This is a genomic window from Stenotrophomonas sp. INTA L402-1 (assembly GCF_059295135.1).
In genome coordinates this window covers 51,882-68,870 of the sequence record NZ_JCAFWP010000003.1, presented here as the reverse complement: position 1 = coordinate 68,870, position 16,989 = coordinate 51,882, and the positions used below count along the sequence as shown (strand labels likewise).

At 67.7% G+C, this 16,989-nt stretch carries 15 protein-coding genes; 8 read left to right on the top strand and 7 right to left on the bottom strand.

What is annotated here, in order from left to right:
- The first annotated feature begins 131 nt into the window (after window positions 1–131).
- From ubiA to AC5O77_RS04270, 3 genes are all read left to right on the top strand, one after another.
- A complete protein-coding gene (ubiA, locus tag AC5O77_RS04280) occupies window positions 132–1,025 on the top strand; it encodes a 4-hydroxybenzoate octaprenyltransferase (protein ID WP_494506510.1) in 894 nt (297 codons plus the stop codon).
- A 372-nt stretch (window positions 1,026–1,397) separates the two neighbouring features.
- The gene (locus AC5O77_RS04275) at window positions 1,398–2,822 is read left to right on the top strand and encodes a short-chain fatty acid transporter (protein ID WP_494506509.1); all 1,425 of its coding nucleotides are present in this window, start codon (window positions 1,398–1,400) and stop codon (window positions 2,820–2,822) included.
- 273 nt (window positions 2,823–3,095) lie between these two features.
- On the top strand, window positions 3,096–3,257 hold the full coding sequence (locus tag AC5O77_RS04270; protein WP_167796845.1) for a hypothetical protein: 162 nt from the start codon (window positions 3,096–3,098) through the stop codon (window positions 3,255–3,257).
- A 54-nt stretch (window positions 3,258–3,311) separates the two neighbouring features.
- Here the strand turns inward: AC5O77_RS04270 and AC5O77_RS04265 are convergent, their stop codons facing one another.
- The gene (locus AC5O77_RS04265; protein WP_478057537.1) at window positions 3,312–3,938 is read right to left on the bottom strand and encodes a YiiX/YebB-like N1pC/P60 family cysteine hydrolase; all 627 of its coding nucleotides are present in this window, start codon (window positions 3,936–3,938) and stop codon (window positions 3,312–3,314) included.
- An 82-nt stretch (window positions 3,939–4,020) separates the two neighbouring features.
- Here AC5O77_RS04265 and AC5O77_RS04260 point away from each other — a divergent pair, with 82 nt between their 5' ends.
- The 3 genes from AC5O77_RS04260 (at window position 4,021) to AC5O77_RS04250 (ending at window position 7,854) form a co-directional block, all read left to right on the top strand.
- A complete protein-coding gene (locus tag AC5O77_RS04260) occupies window positions 4,021–4,533 on the top strand; it encodes a hypothetical protein (RefSeq protein ID WP_478057536.1) in 513 nt (170 codons plus the stop codon).
- Between the two features lie 73 nt (window positions 4,534–4,606).
- Window positions 4,607–6,445: a M3 family metallopeptidase gene (locus tag AC5O77_RS04255; RefSeq protein ID WP_478057535.1), complete on the top strand. Its 1,839-nt coding sequence runs from the start codon at window positions 4,607–4,609 to the stop codon at window positions 6,443–6,445.
- Window positions 6,446–6,513: 68 nt separating this feature from the next.
- Entirely contained in the window at window positions 6,514–7,854 is a 1,341-nt protein-coding gene (locus AC5O77_RS04250) for a TPM domain-containing protein (RefSeq protein WP_478057542.1), read from the top strand.
- A 1-nt stretch (window position 7,855) separates the two neighbouring features.
- Here AC5O77_RS04250 and AC5O77_RS04245 read toward each other — a convergent pair whose 3' ends face one another.
- The 3 genes from AC5O77_RS04245 to AC5O77_RS04235 are packed head-to-tail and all read right to left on the bottom strand — an operon-like array spanning window position 7,856 to window position 10,502.
- Complete coding sequence (locus AC5O77_RS04245; RefSeq protein WP_478057534.1) at window positions 7,856–8,527, bottom strand: VOC family protein; 672 nt, start codon at window positions 8,525–8,527, stop codon at window positions 7,856–7,858.
- A gap of 54 nt (window positions 8,528–8,581) precedes the next feature.
- Window positions 8,582–9,661, bottom strand: a complete 1,080-nt coding sequence (locus tag AC5O77_RS04240; RefSeq protein WP_478057533.1) for an alpha/beta hydrolase family protein — start codon at window positions 9,659–9,661, stop codon at window positions 8,582–8,584.
- Window positions 9,662–9,674: 13 nt separating this feature from the next.
- The gene (locus AC5O77_RS04235) at window positions 9,675–10,502 is read right to left on the bottom strand and encodes an AraC family transcriptional regulator (protein WP_478057532.1); all 828 of its coding nucleotides are present in this window, start codon (window positions 10,500–10,502) and stop codon (window positions 9,675–9,677) included.
- Window positions 10,503–10,703: 201 nt separating this feature from the next.
- Here AC5O77_RS04235 and AC5O77_RS04230 point away from each other — a divergent pair, with 201 nt between their 5' ends.
- On the top strand, window positions 10,704–13,106 hold the full coding sequence (locus AC5O77_RS04230; protein ID WP_478057531.1) for a TonB-dependent receptor plug domain-containing protein: 2,403 nt from the start codon (window positions 10,704–10,706) through the stop codon (window positions 13,104–13,106).
- Window positions 13,106–14,407: an aminotransferase class V-fold PLP-dependent enzyme gene (locus AC5O77_RS04225; RefSeq protein ID WP_494506508.1), complete on the top strand. Its 1,302-nt coding sequence runs from the start codon at window positions 13,106–13,108 to the stop codon at window positions 14,405–14,407. The genes AC5O77_RS04230 and AC5O77_RS04225 overlap by 1 nt, the downstream gene beginning before the upstream one ends.
- 165 nt (window positions 14,408–14,572) lie before the next feature.
- On the opposite strand, the gene AC5O77_RS04220 is transcribed toward AC5O77_RS04225, so the two are convergent.
- The 3 genes from AC5O77_RS04220 to AC5O77_RS04210 are packed head-to-tail and all read right to left on the bottom strand — an operon-like array spanning window position 14,573 to window position 16,974.
- Window positions 14,573–16,087: an aminotransferase-like domain-containing protein gene (locus AC5O77_RS04220; RefSeq protein ID WP_478057529.1), complete on the bottom strand. Its 1,515-nt coding sequence runs from the start codon at window positions 16,085–16,087 to the stop codon at window positions 14,573–14,575.
- Between the two features lie 9 nt (window positions 16,088–16,096).
- Window positions 16,097–16,696, bottom strand: coding sequence for a DUF6436 domain-containing protein (locus AC5O77_RS04215; RefSeq protein WP_012481503.1), 600 nt, complete (start codon window positions 16,694–16,696; stop codon window positions 16,097–16,099).
- Window positions 16,696–16,974: a hypothetical protein gene (locus AC5O77_RS04210; protein WP_005414763.1), complete on the bottom strand. Its 279-nt coding sequence runs from the start codon at window positions 16,972–16,974 to the stop codon at window positions 16,696–16,698. Before AC5O77_RS04210 ends, AC5O77_RS04215 begins: the two co-directional genes overlap by 1 nt.
- Window positions 16,975–16,989: the final 15 nt, after the last annotated feature.

Below are 16,989 nucleotides of genomic sequence, written 5' to 3'. Positions count from 1 at the left end.
ACCGACCAGTGCCGGAGCGGGCATCGCAGCGCCATGAAGCGGTGCGGGACCGGCATTCTATCCAGTTTCGCCGAACAAATCTCCCCCCGGGGGGCAAAGCCCTGCCGGAAGGGCAGGAGTATCCTATCGCCATGGCTGATACCCCCCTCACTTCGCCGCAGTCGCCGGCGACGCCGCGTTGGCGGCATTACTGGAGTCTGATGCGCGCTGATCGCCCGATCGGCACGCTGCTGCTGCTGTGGCCCACCTGGTGGGCGCTGTGGCTGGCCGCCGGCGGCCTGCCGCCGCTTTGGACGTTGTTGGTGTTCACCGCGGGCGTGTGGCTGACCCGCTCGGCCGGTTGCGTCATCAACGACTATGCCGACCGCTGGCTCGACCCGCATGTGGAGCGCACCAAAGCGCGCCCGCTGGCCACCGGTGCGATCAGTGGCCGCGCTGCGCTGGCGTTGTTCGCCGTGCTGATGCTGGTGGCGTTCGGCCTGGTGCTGACCCTGAACGGGCTGACCATTGGCCTCAGCTTCATCGGTGTGTTCCTGGCCGCCAGCTACCCGTACCTGAAGCGCTACACCCATCTGCCGCAGGTCTACCTGGGCATGTCGTTCGGCTGGGGCATCCCGATGGCGTTCGCCGCCGTGCAGGGCGAGGTGCCGCTGCTGGGCTGGCTGCTGTATGCCGGCAACATCCTGTGGTCCACCGCCTACGACACCTGGTACGCCATGGTCGACCGCGAGGACGACCTGAAGATGGGCTCGCACTCCACCGCGATCCTGTTTGGTGACCTCGACCTGGTCATCCAGGGCGTGTTGTACGCGCTGTTCCTGGCCACCATGGCGCTGGTCGGCGTGCGTGGTGGGCTGGGTGGGTACTACCTGGCCGGCGTGGCCGTCGCCACCGCGCTGGTGGTGTACGAGTTCTGGATCTGCCGCAACCGCGAGCGCGGCCCGTGCTTCAAGGCGTTCCTGCACAACAACTGGGTGGGTGCCGCGCTGTTCGCCGGCATCGCCGTGGATCTGGCGCTGCGCTGAGCCCAAGGTGAGGTAGAGCCGGCCGCTGGCCGGCTGCACCCGTGCGCGATCCCGAGGTTGCCGGCCAGCGGCCGGCACTACCGCCTTACACCACCTGGGATGATGCTTGGATCTGGTAGAGCCGGCCGCTGGCCGGCTGCACCCGCATGCGATCCCGCGGTTGCCGGCCAGCAGCCGGCACTACCAGCCTCCGCCACCTACGACGATCCTTGGATCTGGTAGAGCCGGCCGCTGGCCGGCTGCAGCCGCATGCGGTCCCGAGGTTGCCGGCCAGCGGCCGGCACTACCATTCCGCCACCTACGACCAATAGGTGGCTGACAGCCTGCACCTCACCGCCCAGAATCGATCCATCGAACCTGGGAGGGTAGGCGATGGCCTCGACGGCAGCAGTACAGGACGGCTGGATGGCGCGCGCTGCGCTGCGCTCGGCCGCCTGGGCGGAAAAGTGGTTCCCCGATGCGTACGTGTTTGCGGTGCTGGGCGTGGTCATCGTCGCGCTGGCGGCGATGGGCTTCGGCTCGACCCCACGGGCCACCGCCAGCGCCTTCGGTGATGGCTTCTGGAGCCTGATTCCCTTCACCATGCAGATGGCCTTCGTGGTCATCGGCGGCTACGCCGTGGCCACCGCGCCGGTGGTCGCACGTTTCATCGACTTCCTCGCCCGTGTACCGCGCACCGGTCGTGGCGCGGTGGTGTACGTGGGGCTGGTCAGCATGCTCGCCTCGCTGCTCAGCTGGGGCTTCTCGCTGGTGTTCGGCGGCCTGCTGGTGCGCGCGCTGGCGCGCCGTACCGAACTGCGCATGGATTACCGCGCGGCCGGTGCTTCGGCCTATCTCGGTCTGGGTGCGGTGTGGGCGATGGGGCTGAGTTCCTCGGCCGCGCAGCTGCAGGCCAACCCGGCCAGCATGCCGCCGGGGCTGGTCGAGATCACCGGCGTCCTGCCGTTCACCGAAACCATTTTCCTGTGGCAGTCGATCGCACTGACCGCGGCGCTGATCCTGGTTTCGCTGCTGATTGCCTGGTTGACCGCACCGGCCGCCGGCAGCGCCCGCACCGCCGAGGAGTTCCCGGGCGCCGCGCAGGCCGAGCCGGAACCGCTGCAGCGGCGCACGCGCCCGGGCGAGTGGCTGGAATACAGCCCGCTGCTGACCGTGCTGCTCTCGTTGCTGGCGTTCGGCTGGCTGTTCAACGAGTTCGCCCACAAGCCGGTTGTCACCGCCATCGCCAACCTCAATACCTACAACTTCATGTTCATTTCGCTGGGCCTGCTGCTGCACTGGCGGCCGCGCAGCTTCCTCAACGCGGTCGCCAAGGCGGTACCGAGCACCACCGGCGTGCTGATCCAGTTCCCGCTGTACGGGGGTATCGCGATGATCCTCACCCACGCTGCCGGCGGCGATGGACAGACGCTGGCGCACCGGCTGTCGAGCCTGTTCGTGCACGTAGCCAGCACCGATACGTTCGCGCTGGTGATGGGCGTCTATTCGGCGGTGCTGGGCTTCTTCGTGCCCTCCGGTGGCGGCAAGTGGATCATCGAGGCGCCGTACGTGATGCAGGCCGCCAATGAACTGAAGGCACACCTGGGCTGGGCGGTGCAGGTCTACAACGCGGCCGAAGCGCTGCCGAACCTGATCAACCCGTTCTGGATGCTGCCGCTGCTGGGTGTGCTGGGCCTGAAGGCACGCGACATCGTCGGCTTCACCTTCATCCAGCTGCTGGTGCACATTCCGCTGGTGCTGGGCCTGCTGTGGCTGCTGGGCATGACCCTGGCGTATGTGCCGCCGGTGATGCCCTGAATGCAGGGTTGGCTTCCCTGCGTGAGCCGGGAAGCCAGCCTCGTTCAGCGCGTGTTTCCGGCGGCGAACGCCATGAATGCGTGCACCGTTGACGAAGGCATGAGCACATGTCGAACCCGCATGAATCCTTCAGCCGCTTGTGCCACAAGGGCTTCTGCGCGTTCATTCACAGGCGTACACACAGATGTAGCCGCCCCCCCACGCGTGATTAACCATTCGCTGCAGACGATGGCCACGTCCACCGCATTCCGCGAGTGGCTTTGGAGATCGGACATGGCACAGCAGAACCAGAACCCGAACCAGAAGCAACAGGGCCAGCAGAACCAGCAGGATCAGCAGCAGGGTCGTGGCCGTGACCAGCAGCAGCAACAGCAGCAGGAACAGCAGAAGCGCAACCAGAACCAGCAGCAGGGCGGCAACGACGAAGAAGAATGACCGCGCCGTGCATGCGGAGTGACCGGTGAAGCCCCGCCTCGTGCGGGGCTTTGCTTATTCCAGCATGCCGATGCGCTGCAACACCGGTGCCGCCGACATGTCGTTCGGATTGCTGCCGGGCTGATCCTGCGGCACGTCCATGCCCATGCCGCGGTACAGATCAATCCAGTGCTGGGCGATCTGCCCGGTCTGCGGATTGCGGAAGTTCATCGGCTGCAACGCAAATACATGGTGCGCACGGAACGCACGTTCGATGAAGTCCGAGCAGTAGTAGCTGTCCTCGTTCAACACATACGACGTGTTGTACGGCTTGCCCAGCATCGTGCGCGCGGTGGCGACCGCATCCCTGATCGCTGCCTGCTGCGGCGCGCGCAGGCGATAGACCACGATCTGCCGCTGCTTGGCGCGCGCCTCCTGGCGGAATTCGACCAGCGATTGCCGGCGCGATCCTTTCTCGTCTGCATGCAATACCTCCCAGCCCTTCGGCGCGGAAGCGACCAGCGCGACGTGATCGAAGCTGGGCGCGCCCTGCTTGCCGGTGGCATCGTCGATGGCTGCACTGAGACCGCTGCGGCCGGCGGTGACGAACAGCAGGTCGCCTTCGTGGACATCGACGGCCCTCGCCACGGCCGGCCACAGGGCGGGCAGCAGCAGGCCGATCAGGAGCAGGAGGCGATGCATGAGGACTCTCGGACAGGCGGAATGCCGGAATTGTAGGGTGCGCGGTAGCATGGAGCGACCGGACCGGATTCAGGATGAGCCCATGTGTCGATACCGTTCTGCCGCACCGCTGATGCTTGCCTGTGGCGCGGTGCTGGCAGCCTGCGCGCCAGTGCCGCAGGCACCGCAGACCGCGACCGAAGCCTCACCTGCCGCAGCGGCGCCGGCGACCACCCCCGCCGAGCCCACAGCTGTGGCTGCACGCGGTGAATGCCTCTACCCGGACTTCGATGCGTTCCTGAAGCATTTCGGCAACGAGATCGCGTTGCAGGAAAAGGCCACCGCCGATCCGCTGCTGGACAGCTACATCGATGCCGAGGCCGAGCCGGAACCACGCAAGGTGGAAAGCCGGCTGGCGCGGGCCGATGTCGAGTGGCCGGTGATGCCTGATCCCGCCGCACTGGCCGGGCAGGGCCGCGAAATGCAGGTCAGCCTCCTGGCCGATGGACAGCGGCAGGTGCAGATCCGTACGCCGGACAGCAGCGACCAGCAGACCTATACCTTTGCGCAGGCGCCGTGCTGGACGCTGGTCAAGCGTGAGGATGAGTCGATCTGATGGCTGATCCGGCACAGGCGCGGCGGGCCAGCGGCTGCTAGGCTCGATCCCTGGTCCAGGCAGGGAGACGCCGATGCAGGCTTTCAGGAAGCGCACCACCACCGCCGCCATTGCCGCCGTATTGGCGATAGCCCCCTTCAGCGGCGCGCAGGCACAGTCGGTGCATGCCGATGACCGCACCTACTTCGCCAGCGCCGCGTCCGAACAGACCGCGCGCGACGCGCTGGGCAAGCGCGTCGAGGCCCTGCAGCAGGCGTCCACCCTCGCACCGGTGGAACGCTTCCAGCAGGCCGAGGCACTGGAGGCGCAGTGCCTGCGGCATCTCGGCTACCTGCATCTGCAGTCCGCCCGCAACGCGCGCGATCTTCGCCCGGCACAGGCGATGGAGCAGGCAGCGGGGCTGTGCAGCCGCATCGCTCGCAGTGGTCGCGCCGCACTGCGCGAGGCGCCCGCAGATGCGGCGTGGGCAGCACCGTATGGCTTCCTGCGCACTCGGGCGCTGAAGGAGGCTGCCACCCCGGCCAACGCCGCGCTGGATGAGGCCGTGGAGGCACTGGCCGATCCGGCGCTGGACAGCTTCGCGCGCCTGCGCGGGCAGATCCTGCGCAGCGCCGAGTATCCGCAGATCGAGCACGGCGGTCGTCACTGGGACACCGGACGCGACAAGCAGCTGCTGGCCCAGCAGCCCGACCGCGCCCTGCGCGAGGCCGGCTGGAAGGGCTACTGGCAGGGGCTGCACTCGCGCCGTGAGCCGATGGCCTCGGTGCTGCTGGGGCTGGTGCAGGTGAATGACGCCGCCGCACGCCTGCAGGGTGACGGCTCGGCGCCGGCATATGGCTACCAGCGCATGGGCCTGGATACTGCCGCAGTGGATGCAACGCTGGTGGCGATCGAACGGCACGCCGGGGACCGCCGTGCCTACCAGGACATGCTGCTGCGCCACGCTGCGCGATCCGGCATCGACGCGCCGCAGATCTGGGATACCACCGTGCCCGATGCCGGCTATACGCCACCAGTGCTGACATTGACGCAGCTGCGTGACAATGCCGCCGATTCCATGCAGCACCTGGGGCCGGCGTACGTCGCCGAACTGCGCGCGCTGCTCGATCCGGCCAACCAGCGCATGGATCTGGCCACCGAACGTGGTGACCGCAGCCAGGACGCGTTCCCGGTGAGCGCTCCCGGTGTGCCGGCAATGCTGTTCGTTGGCCTGCGCCGTGGTGATCTGGAAAGCGACGTCGAGATCGCCCATGAAGCCGGTCATGCCGTGCACGGCGAGTGGATGCAGCGCGGTCATGCGTCGCCGCTGCAGCGCAATGGCAGCCAGTGGCTGACCGAGGCGTTCGCGATCTACAACGAGCTGCGCTTCCGCGACCAGCTGTACCAGCAGGCAGAGGATCCGCGCGCCAAAGCCTATTACCTGAAATCGCTGCTGGACGACATGGTGCTGCAGCTGTTCACCTCTTCCGAGGAAGCGCAGCTGGAGCAGTCGATCTATCGGGGTGTGGCCGCAGGCACCTTGGGCACCGCCGATGATCTGGATGCGCTGACCGGGCAGGTGCTGGCGCGCTTCGGCCAGCAACCGGAGCGCTACCCGCAGCTGCGCAACACCTGGATCGGCAAGCGCCTGATGTATGAAGACCCGAACTATCTGGTGAACTACCTGTATGCGGGGCTGCTGGCCGTGCAGCTGTATGTGCAGGACCAGCGCGACCCCGAAGGGTTCCGTGAGCGCTATCTTGCCGTGCTTGGCGAGGGCTTCGACCGCGCGCCGAACGAGCAGGTGGCGCAACTGCTGGGGCACGCGCCTGACTGGGCGGCCCTGGTGGATGCCGATCTGCAGGTGTTCAACCAGACGGCGGCGCAGCTGCAGGCGCTGCATGCGCAGATCGAGGCAGGGCAGGGTACGTGAACCCGGCGCGCCCCTTGCAGCAGGCGGCCGCCACCGTGTGGCTGCTGTTGCTGCTGTGCCTGCTGCCGATGGCAGCGCTGGCGGCAATCCCGGTCCCGGCGCTGGACGATCCCGTGGTGGACACTGCCAACGCGCTGTCCGCTGAAACCCGCGCCACCCTGCGCAGGCAGGCGCTGCAGCTGCAGGCACGGAAAGGTGCACAGCTGCAGGTGCTGGTGGTACCCAGCGTGGGCAGCGAAGGCATCGAGGCCTATGCACAGCGGGTGTTCGATCAGTGGCAGCTGGGTCGCGCCGGTGTCGACGACGGTGTGCTGTTGCTGGTGGCGGTGCAGGACCGCCGCGTACGCATCCAGACCGGCTATGGCCTGGAAGGAGCGCTACCGGACGCGTACGCCGCTCGCATCATCGACAACGCGATCGTGCCGCGCTTCCGTGAGGGCGATGTCGACCAGGGCGTGCTCGATGGCACGAAGATCATGGTGGCGCTGATCGATGGCGAGGACCTGCCGGCATGGGAAGAACCGTCGGCCAGCAATGTGCTGCCTGCGGACTGGCGACGCGCAGACTCGGTGGTGGCGTTGACCCTGCTGGCCGGTTTCCTGGCCGGGCTGTGGCGCTCGCCGCCGCCCCTCCCGCCGGCGAAGACCGAGGACGATTTCAGCGGCAGCCGTCGGGAGCGGCGGCGCAAGGCACTGGCCGCCAATGCATCGGCACCAAAACCAACCTGGCCGACCTTGCCGGCCTGGGGCCGCCCGATGCTGGTGACCGCTGTTGTGGGTGCGGGTGTGTTCTCCGTGGCGCTGCTGCTGCCACGCCATGTGCTGCCGGGCCTGTGCTTCGTGCTGGCGCTGGGTGTGCCGGTGGCTGCCCTGCTGGGCTGGTGCTGGCGCCGCAGCCGAGGTGTGCGCATCGTGCTGTGCGGCATGCTGATGCTCAGCGTGCTCTTCCTGGTGCAGGCGCTGCTGCGTGGCCAGCTGCCACCGAGCCTGGCCCGGCACCTGTTGCTGCAGGTCGCCGCGGGCGTTGTCACCCTGATGGTGTTCCTGCTGGTGCAGGCCTGCCGCACACGCTGGAAGAAGAACCGCAGCAGCTTCATCGTGCGCATGACGGTGCTGGTGCTGCTGACGCTCGGCTATGCCGCGGGCGCGTTGCTGGCGATCCATCGTGCCGAAGGTGACGATCCCCGATTGCTGGCGATGATCGTGTCCGGGGTGTGTGGCGTACTGCTGTACTTCGTGTGGTTGTTCACCATGCTGCCGGGCGAGCGCGCACGCGGCCGGGCTTCATCATCTCGCGAACGCACGTCGTCCCGTTCGTCATCCTCGTCGAGTTCGTCGTCGAGCAGCTCCAGCAGCTGGTCTGGAGGCGGCGGCCGCAGCGGCGGCGGCGGCGCGTCCGGCAGCTGGTAGTTCAGGTCGCCTGTACCCGCCAGCCGAGCGCGGCGTCCTCCACAACACCCGGGCCGGCCACGTCGCCGACCTGCAGCTGCAAGCCGCGCGCGTTCGGCAGGTCCTTCTGCTCGGGGAACCAGCGACGATCCGCCGCAACCACGATCAGCAGGCCCTCATCGTCGCCCATCGGCGCGAACTGCGGCGACGGCGGGCTGATCGGTTGCAGGCCGAACTGCAGGCTGGACTGTTCGCGCACAGCGTCGACATCGTGGCTGGGCAGGCCGACTTCGCTCAGGCAGGTCAGTTCGCTGCCGTGGAACGCACCTTCGCGCGCGCTGGCCGGCAAACGGCGGCGGCCGATCAGTTCCAGGATCAGGCCGTCAGGGCCAGTGAAGTACACCGACTGCGACTGCCAGCTGCTCTCCAGCGCGAAGTAGTCCAGTCCCGCCGGATTGCGTTGCAGCGGCGTGCGCTCACGCAACCAGGTCATCGCCTCGCTGAAGCGGTTGTCCGGTACGTTGAAGGCCAGGTGCACGCCACCGACCGGACGTCCTTCAGTGGGCTGCAACTCGATCGTGCTCCAGCCGATGTGCACATGATTGCCGACCACGCGCTGCTGCAGCACATCGTGGAAATACGCGGCGACGGTGGTGACGTCGGAGACTGGCAGGGTGAGGTGAAGCAGGCGCATGGCCGATCCTCCGTGGATGCGCCCACTGTAGCGCCGGGCCATGCCCGGCGGCCACTACCGCAGTGCTTCGGCGAAGAATCGCACCGCGGCATCCACTGCCTGCGCGTGGGTGTCCGCCTTCGGAACCGAACTGCTGCAGAGCTCGGGCAGCCTCTGCACACCAACCGCTGTACAGGCCGCCAGGAAGTCGTAGTGACCGACATCCGGCAGACGCTGCAGCACAGCGCCCGGAATCAGTGTCTGTGCAGCCTCGCCATTGCTCTGCGGTTGCGCAACCGTGTCAGCCTCGCCCAGCACGATCGACACTGGCTGCCTCAGCGAGGACAGCTGCTCGGGCGCGAACGCCTGCACGATCGCGGGTGCCAGCAGGAATGCCGCACGCACGCCGGGGATCGCGCGCGAGTCGTTGGCGTGGGAGATCCAGGGAGACATCGCGGGTGAGCCCGCAGCGGCAACACGCGCGTCCATCGTGTGCGTGGCGGTTTCCTGTTGTGGCCGGCAGACGCCGTCATCCGGGTGCGCGCGGCAGAAGGCCAACAGCCGCTGCAGGTCGGGGCGTGCGCCGGCGGCCAGCAGCGCGGTGTAGCCTCCGGCCGAGAACCCGGCCACACCCAGTCGCTCAGGGTCGACATGCGGACCCAGCAGCGGATCGGCCTGTATTGCAGCGAGTGCCGCGCGCAGGTCATCCGCACGCAACCAGCTCAGTACGCTGCCGGGCAGGGTCATCTCGTCCACGCCGTTGTTGCCGGGATGATCGACCGCGATTACCAGATAGCCGGCGCGCGCCAATGCCGTGCCCAACCAGCCCATCATGCGCGCGCTGCCGCCGTTGCCGTGGGAGAGCAGCAGGGTCGGCAGGCGCTTGCCCGCGATCGGGGCATCCATGGCTGAGCGGCCGACGTCGAACAGCGGCGCATCGGGCGGACCGATGGTCAGGGCGGTTTCCGTGCTGCCAGCGGGCGCGGGATACCAGACCGTGTAGCGCAGGGCGTCGCGGTGTTGCGCATCGCGCACCGCGGCGCTGGCCACCGTGGTGGTGCCGTGGCGTTCGCCTGCTTTCCAAGGCTCGCCAGCGCTGGCGGCCCCCGCGGAGGCCATCAGCATCATTCCCATCACAGTGGCTGTCATGCGCATCCTCAACTCCTTGTCAGCGTGGGCGTTCGTCTACCGGCAGCCAGATTTCCACGCCGCCGTTGCCGGTGTGCTCATCGAAGCGCGTGTCGTAGCGTTCCAGGTCCGGTGCATCGGCCAGGCTGAGCCCGGAGCCGGGCAGGTAGTGATCCAGCAGCCAGAACCAGGTCGAGCGGATGGTCGAGATGTGCCCGCCGTGCCAGGCCACCAGGTAGCGACGCGGCGGAATGTCCACGCGTTGCCAGTGCGCAGGTACGCTCGGCACCGCGCTGGCCGGCAGTGCGGCGATGTAGTCGAAGCCGCCATCGTCATCACTGTTGCAGCACACGCCGAAGCTGATCGGTGCCGGCGTCGGCCATTCCCGGTTGAGCTGCGCCCATTGCCCGGGAATCGCACCGCCGCTGTCGCGGGTATGCCGCATGCCGATACCCGCGACCTGGAAGGCAGTGGTATCGAGCAGGCGCGGCGCTTCGCCGCAGGCAGTCGGCGCATCGTCCACGCGGATCGCCTGCACCAGCGCCAGCCCATCGGTGCCCTGTTCGCGTACCCGCTCCGGGGTCTGCCCGAACTGCTCGCTGAAGGCGCGGGTGAACGCAGCATGGGTGGTGTAGCCCGCGCCCAGTGCCACCTGCAGGATGTCGCCCGCCCCGTTGGCCAGCCGCTGCGCGGCAGCGGTCAGGCGCCGTCCCCGCAGATAACGCACCACCGAGGTGCCGGTGCGGGCCTGGAACAGGCGTGACAGATGGAACGGCGAAAGCCCCGCTGCGGCGGCAATATCGGCCAGTGCCAATGGCTGGTCCGCATGGGTTTCGATGTACCACAACGCCTTGCCTGCCGCGCTCATCCTGCCATTCCCCGAATCCAATGTCGGGCACAGTAGCGGATCGCGTGGCGCTTCGTTTAGCAGTTCTTGCGCTCCAGCGGCATCAAGCTGTCGCACTGACGTCATGGCTCCTTCACAGATCGCGCCGAGACTGCGCGCCTTGTCCACGCCTGTTGTGTCCGAGCAGGTGCTGGCCCTGTCGCGTCCTCCCGGAGCCCTGCCGTGCATCGTTCGAAGCTTTCGCGTTCCATCCTCCTCGCCCTTTCCATGGCCAGCGCAGGCGGCGCGATCGCAGCGGAGGCCGATGCGGTCGATGCCCCGGCGGGCAGCCGTACGGCGCCCACCCAGCTCGAAGCGATGCTGGTCACCGGCACCCGCGCCTCCAACCGCACCCAGTTCGAAACGTTGGCGCCGGTGGACGTGTTCACCAAGGAAGACATCAAGTCCGTTGAATCCACCGACCTGAAGGACGTGCTGGCGCAGCTGGTGCCGTCGTTCGTGGTGCAGCGCCTGCCGATGGCGGACGGTCAGGTGTTCGTGCGCCCGGCCACGCTGCGTGGCCTGTCGCCGGATCAGACGTTGGTGCTGGTCAACGGTCGTCGCTTCCACCGCAGCGCGCTGCTCGGCAACCGTGGCGCGCAGGCGGCCGATCTGGCACAGATTCCGACCAGTGCGATCAAGCGCATCGAAGTGCTGCGCGATGGTGCCTCGGCGCAGTACGGCTCGGACGCCATCGCCGGCGTCATCAACATCATTCTCGAGGATGGCCCCGGTACCGAGATCACCGCCGGCTACTCGCAGTACGCGCAGGGCGATGGCGCCTCGCGCGATTTCAGCGCACGCACCGGCTGGTCGCTGGGTGACTACGGCAGCCTGGTGCTGTTCGCCGAATCGTCCAACTCCGACGCCACCTCGCGCACCCGCCAGCGCCCCGATGCCATCGCCTTCCAGGCTGCACATCCGGAGCTGGACGTGCCCAACCCGGTACAGCGCTGGGGCCAGCCGGAGCTGGAAAGCCGCCGCGTCGGCTTCAACGTGAAGGCCAACGCCAGCGACACGCTGGAGCTGTATGCGTTCGGCCTGTACAGCCACAGCGATGGCGTCAGCGATTTCAACTGGCGCAATCCGGATACCACCACCGGTGCCTACCGCACCGCGGCGATCTTCCCCGGCTGGAACCTGCGTTCGATCTATCCAGTGGGCTTCAGTCCGCAGTACGGCAACGTCCAGAACGACCTGCAGCTGGTCGGTGGCCTGCGTGGCGAGATCACGCCGAAGCTGCGCTGGGATGTCAGCGCCTCGTATGGCCGCAATGCCATCGACTACAGCCTGAAGAACTCCATCAACGCCTCGCTCGGCCCGGCCAGCCCGACCGCGTTCGATCTCGGCCGCCTGACCCAGACGGAGAAGAACGCCAACGCCGACTTCAACTACGAGTGGGATGTGGCTGCGCTGTCCAAGCCGATCAACGTCGCCTTCGGTGGCGAGTTCCGCCAGGAGACCTACCAGGTGCGCGCCGGTGATGCGGCCTCGTACGCGGTGGGCCCGGGCGCGGCGGCAGGGCTGGAAGCCAATTCCAACGGCGCACCGGGCTTCTCGGTCAGCCAGGCCGGGCAGTGGAGCCAGCGCAGCAAGGCGGCCTACGTGGATATGGAAGTGCCGTTGGGCGAGCGCTGGAGCATCGGCGCGGCCAGCCGCTACGAGGATTTCTCCAGCTTCGGCAGCACGCTGGACGGGAAGCTCTCGGCGCGTTTCGCGATCACCCCGGACGTGGCCCTGCGCGGTACTGTGTCCACCGGCTTCCGTGCGCCGACACCCGCGCAGCTCAATACCACCAGCACCACCCAGGGCCTGGACACGCGTACCCTGCAGATCTTCACCAGTGGCCGCTTGTCGCCGAACGATCCGCTGGCGCAGCTGCTCGGTGCCAGGCCGCTGAAGCCGGAGGAATCGCGTACCGCGTCGCTGGGCCTGACCTGGCGCACCGACCTGGGCCTGTCCGGCTCGGTGGATGTCTACCAGATCAAGCTCACCGACCGCTTCAGCCAGTCGGCCAGCTTCGCCATTCCGGCTGGTACTCCCAATCCGCTGGGCTATACCTCGGTGAACTACTTCACCAATGACTTCGATACCACCACCACCGGCGTGGACGTGGTCGGCAACTACCTGCGCGATCTCGGTGCCGGCCGCATGACGCTGACCCTGGCCTACAACTACAACCGTACGCGGGTGGACAACGGCAGCACCTCGGTGGCCACCAACGAGACCCAGCGCGTGCTGTTTGAAGACCGCCTGCCCGAGCACAAGGGCAGCCTGACCGGCAGCTGGGATGTCGGCGCCTGGTCGCTGATGGCGCGCATGCGCTACTACGGTGCCTGGACCGACGCCAGCGGCAATGCGGTGGGCGACATCTACCAGCGCTTCGGCGCGATGAGCTTCCTCGACCTCGCCGTGGGGTATCGCATCAACGAGCACCACAGCCTGCGCGTGGGTGCAGACAACGTGCTCGACCGCTATCCGGATGAGGCGGTGTTCCAGGCCAGCCGTGGCCTGGTCTACTCGCGCAACGCGCCGTACGACACCGACGGTGCCAACCTGTACGCGCAGTACCGGTTGAGCTTCTGATGGACCGCACGCGCCGCTCCCTGCTGCGTGCCGGCACCCTGCTGCCGGCCGCAGCCGCACTGTCTTCACTGCCCGCCATGGCTGCCAGGCGTTACGCTGCGCCCATGCAGATTCCCGCAACGACCGTGGTGCCGGACGTGCTGGCCCGCGATGAAGGCTATTGGGCCTCCGTGGCCAGCCACTTCGACATCACCGACGAAGTGAACCACCTGGAGAACGGCTATTGGGGCGCGATGGGCCGCGAGACGCTGGCCAGCTACCAGCGCCATACCGCTGAAGTGAACCGTGGCAACGCCTGGTACGGCCGTCGTGAGTTCCCGGCGCAGTACCTGGCGGTGCAGCGGCAGGTAGCCGAGCTGTTGGGTGTGGGCGTTGATGAAATCGCACTGACCCGTGGTGCCACCGAGGCGATGCTGGCCCTGATTGGCGGCTACAACCGCCTGCAGCCCGGCGACCAGGTGCTGTACGCCGACATCGACTACGACAGCATGATCGGCGCGATGCGCTGGTTGCAGCAGCGTCGCGGCGTGCAGGTCGAGCGTATCGCGCTGCCGGCGGTGCCGGACCACGCGCAGATCCTGCAGGCGTATGAGGACGCATTCGCGCGGTTGCCGCGTCTGAAGCTGGTGCTGCTGACCCAGGTCAGCCACCGTCATGGGCTGGTGCTGCCGGTGGCCGAGATCGCCGAACGTGCGCGTGCACGTGGTATCGACGTGATCGTCGATGCGGCGCATGGGTTCGGCCAGATCGACTACGCGGTGCCGCAGCTCAAGGCTGATTTCGTCGGCATCAATCTGCACAAGTGGATCGGTGCGCCGGTCGGCGTCGGCGCGATGTACGTGCGCAAGGGCCGTGTGGCCGATCTTGACCCGTACATGGGGGAGACCGACGACGGCCGCGTGGGCAGCCGCGTGCATACCGGTACGGTCAACTTCGCCGCCTACCTGGCGCTGCCGGAAGCGATCGACCTGCACCAGCGTATCGGCGTAGCCAACAAGCAGGCGCGCCTGCGTTACCTGCGCGAGCGTTGGACGGTACCGGTGCGGCAGATGGCGCATATCGAAGTGCTGTCTTCACCGGACCCGGCGTTGGCGAGTGCATTGGCCAGCTTCCGCCTGCGCGGGCGTACCAGCGTGGCTGACAACCTCGCGCTGCAGAAGCGCCTGCTGGATGAGCATCGCGTGTTCACCACGCATCGTGACGGTTTGGACTCCGGCGCCTGCGTGCGGGTGACGCCGTCTGTGTTCACCCGGCCGGAGCAGATGGATGCGCTCGTGCAGGCCCTCTCCGCTCTGGCCTGACCCTGCTCTGGTAGGTGCCAACCTTGGTTGGCACATTCCGTCCGCGCCGGCGATTCCCCCGCCGGGCATGGCCCGGCGCTACCGCATCCCGGGCGCCGCGCATCGACGCATGGCGTGGATCTACGGCTCTGGTAGGTGCCAACCTTGGTTGGCACTTCCTTGCGCCTACCGCTCGATCGCCGGCAACGCATCCGACAGCAACAACCGGTCGATCCTCCGCAGCGCACTTTCCAGCTGCCGACGGTCCGCCGCCAGTCCCAGCGACAGCCGCACGCCGCTCTGGTGCGATACCCCCGGCAGGCAGAACGCCGATGAAGGCGCAATCGCCAGCCCCTGCAGCTGTGCGGTACGTACCAGGGTGGCATCGGTCCACGGCGCCGGCACGCGGCACCAGGCATGCAGGCCTTCCGCGCGCTGCAGCAGCGACGGCGCCAGCAGGTAGCGCGCCATGCGCATGCGCTCGCGCGCCTCGGTGCGCACCTGGGCCAGCAGTGACTGCGCCGAACCATCCAGCAGCAGCTGGCTGGCCAACGCCGAGACCAGCGGATGGCCCATCAACCGCGTTGCTCGCAGTGCGGCCGTCATCGCCTCGGCATGCGCGGCGCTCGGGCAACGCACGAAGGCGGTGCGCAGGCCGGGGCTGATCACCTTCGACAGCGTCGCCACGTAGAACACATGACGCGGTGCCAGTGTTGCCAACGGTAGCGGCGCATCTTCGGCCAGATGCCAGTACGGATCGTCTTCGATCGCCAGCAGGCGTTCGCTTTCCAGCACGCGCGCCAGCGCTTCGCGCCGCTGCAGCGGCAGGGTCAGTGCGGTCGGGTTCTGGCAGGTGGGATTGAGATAGACCAACCGCGCGCCGCTTTCGCGTGCCAGCCGGGCCAGTGCATCGGGGCACATGCCGTGTTCGTCGCTGTCCACCGGCAGCAGGCGCCGGCCCAGTGCGGCGGCCGCCTGTAGCAGGCCCGGATAGACCAGCGCATCGCACAGGATCGCGTCGTCGTCGCGTCCCTGGCTGACCAGGATCGACGCCAGCGCCACCTGTGCACCCTCGGTCAGCAGCAGGCAGGCATCGTCCACCTTTCCCAGCATCGGCTGCAGCCAGCGCGCCGCTGCGTGGCGGTCGGTGGGGTTGCCGCCGCCCAGGTGATAGGTCATCAGGTTCGGTGCGTTGCTGCGCGCAAGCACGGCGGCGGCACCGCGGCGCAGCGTCTCGGCCAGCGCATCGGCATCGGGCACCGGCGGCACGTTCATGCTCAGGTCCACCACCTGGTCGAAGCCGGCCTTGGGCGGTGCGATGAAACTGCCCTGTGGTCCACGCGCTTCGATCAGGCCACGCTTGCGTGCTTCATCGAAGGCGCGGGTGACCGTGGTCAGGTCGATACCGAGCTGCTGCGCCAACGCGCGCTGCGAAGGCAGGCGCTGTCCCGGTGCGAGACCACCGCGGCGCACCGTGCGTTCCAGCGAGTTGACGATGCGCAGGTAGATCGGCCCGCTGTGCGCGAGTACGTCCTGCACCCATTCGCGGGCTGCGACATCCGGTCGCGGCATGTACGGAGCATGTCGGGGCGTATCGTTGCTTCCAACGGCGGGAGCCTGTCCATAACCATCGGTCGGTTCGGACAGGTGACCGCCGTTGTTGTTTGCGGCGGCCACGCCGGCCAGCGTCAGTGATGTCATTGCGCGTCCTCAGCGCTTGGCCTGCCAGGGGCAGTAGCAGCCCACGGCAAGCAGTCCTTTCGGGCGCACGGTCTCGCCGCGCACCAGTCTGTCCAGCAGCGGTTCGACGAAGCTGTTGGCCGAGTTGCAGACCATGCCGATGCTGTACGGTCCTGCGTAGGCGAGGTGGCCCTGGCGATCCCAGATGGCTACGGCGGGGCTGGCCGGGATGTGTTCGATGCCGTCGATGGTCGGCAGGTTGATCACCTTGTTGCGCAGCGGCTCGGGCAGCTCGCCCTGCGTACCCGGGCGGCGGATGGCATAGAAGTCGATGCCGGCGCGGCGGTACATGCTGATCAGGTAGCTCAGGTGCGCACCGGTCTCGCGATTGCACACGCCGCAGGCCGGGTCCCAGAAATGCACCACGCGGATGCGGCCGGTATCACCGGCCAGGTCGGCCGGCAGGCGCAGCTGCGAATCGTCGAAGACGATGGCCTGTTCGGTGAAGGTGGACTGCGCGCTGTAGCCGAAGTACTGCCACAACGCAGCCGCGACGCCGGCCATGAACAGGCAGGCGAGGGCGATCATCGTCGGCAGCAGCCAGCGGCGACGCGGCGCGGCTGCGCCCATCAGGAATCTTCCCGGCCGAACTTGTGCACGTACTGCTTGCGCATCTCGCGGCAGGAATCGGCCTGCGCGCGGCGCTGGATCTCGCTACGCGACGGATCCTCGCTGCGCTGCACGCACTGCTCGATGGCGTGGCGTTCGGCGGCCTGCACATCCACGGTCTGCGGCTGCAGGCAGACCCAGGCCAGCGCGGCCAGCATCAGCACCACAAAGCCGCCGCACCCGGCCATCACCAGGTGGAATTTCAGTTTCTCGGCGCGCATCGATGCACGTCCCTTCATCCATACATTGCATAC

Coding starts and splice junctions, on each gene's coding strand:
- AC5O77_RS04215 (WP_012481503.1), bottom strand. CDS start 16,696: ATGGGCGCAGCCGCGCCGCGTCGCCGCTGGCTGCTGCCGACGATGATC.
- AC5O77_RS04255 (WP_478057535.1), top strand. CDS start 4,607: ATGCAGGCTTTCAGGAAGCGCACCACCACCGCCGCCATTGCCGCCGTA.
- AC5O77_RS04225 (WP_494506508.1), top strand. CDS start 13,106: ATGGACCGCACGCGCCGCTCCCTGCTGCGTGCCGGCACCCTGCTGCCG.
- AC5O77_RS04260 (WP_478057536.1), top strand. CDS start 4,021: ATGTGTCGATACCGTTCTGCCGCACCGCTGATGCTTGCCTGTGGCGCG.
- AC5O77_RS04265 (WP_478057537.1), bottom strand. CDS start 3,938: ATGCATCGCCTCCTGCTCCTGATCGGCCTGCTGCTGCCCGCCCTGTGG.
- ubiA (WP_494506510.1), top strand. CDS start 132: ATGGCTGATACCCCCCTCACTTCGCCGCAGTCGCCGGCGACGCCGCGT.
- AC5O77_RS04275 (WP_494506509.1), top strand. CDS start 1,398: ATGGCCTCGACGGCAGCAGTACAGGACGGCTGGATGGCGCGCGCTGCG.
- AC5O77_RS04210 (WP_005414763.1), bottom strand. CDS start 16,974: ATGAAGGGACGTGCATCGATGCGCGCCGAGAAACTGAAATTCCACCTG.
- AC5O77_RS04235 (WP_478057532.1), bottom strand. CDS start 10,502: ATGAGCGCGGCAGGCAAGGCGTTGTGGTACATCGAAACCCATGCGGAC.
- AC5O77_RS04245 (WP_478057534.1), bottom strand. CDS start 8,527: ATGCGCCTGCTTCACCTCACCCTGCCAGTCTCCGACGTCACCACCGTC.
- AC5O77_RS04220 (WP_478057529.1), bottom strand. CDS start 16,087: ATGACATCACTGACGCTGGCCGGCGTGGCCGCCGCAAACAACAACGGC.
- AC5O77_RS04270 (WP_167796845.1), top strand. CDS start 3,096: ATGGCACAGCAGAACCAGAACCCGAACCAGAAGCAACAGGGCCAGCAG.
- AC5O77_RS04250 (WP_478057542.1), top strand. CDS start 6,514: ATGGCAGCGCTGGCGGCAATCCCGGTCCCGGCGCTGGACGATCCCGTG.
- AC5O77_RS04240 (WP_478057533.1), bottom strand. CDS start 9,661: ATGCGCATGACAGCCACTGTGATGGGAATGATGCTGATGGCCTCCGCG.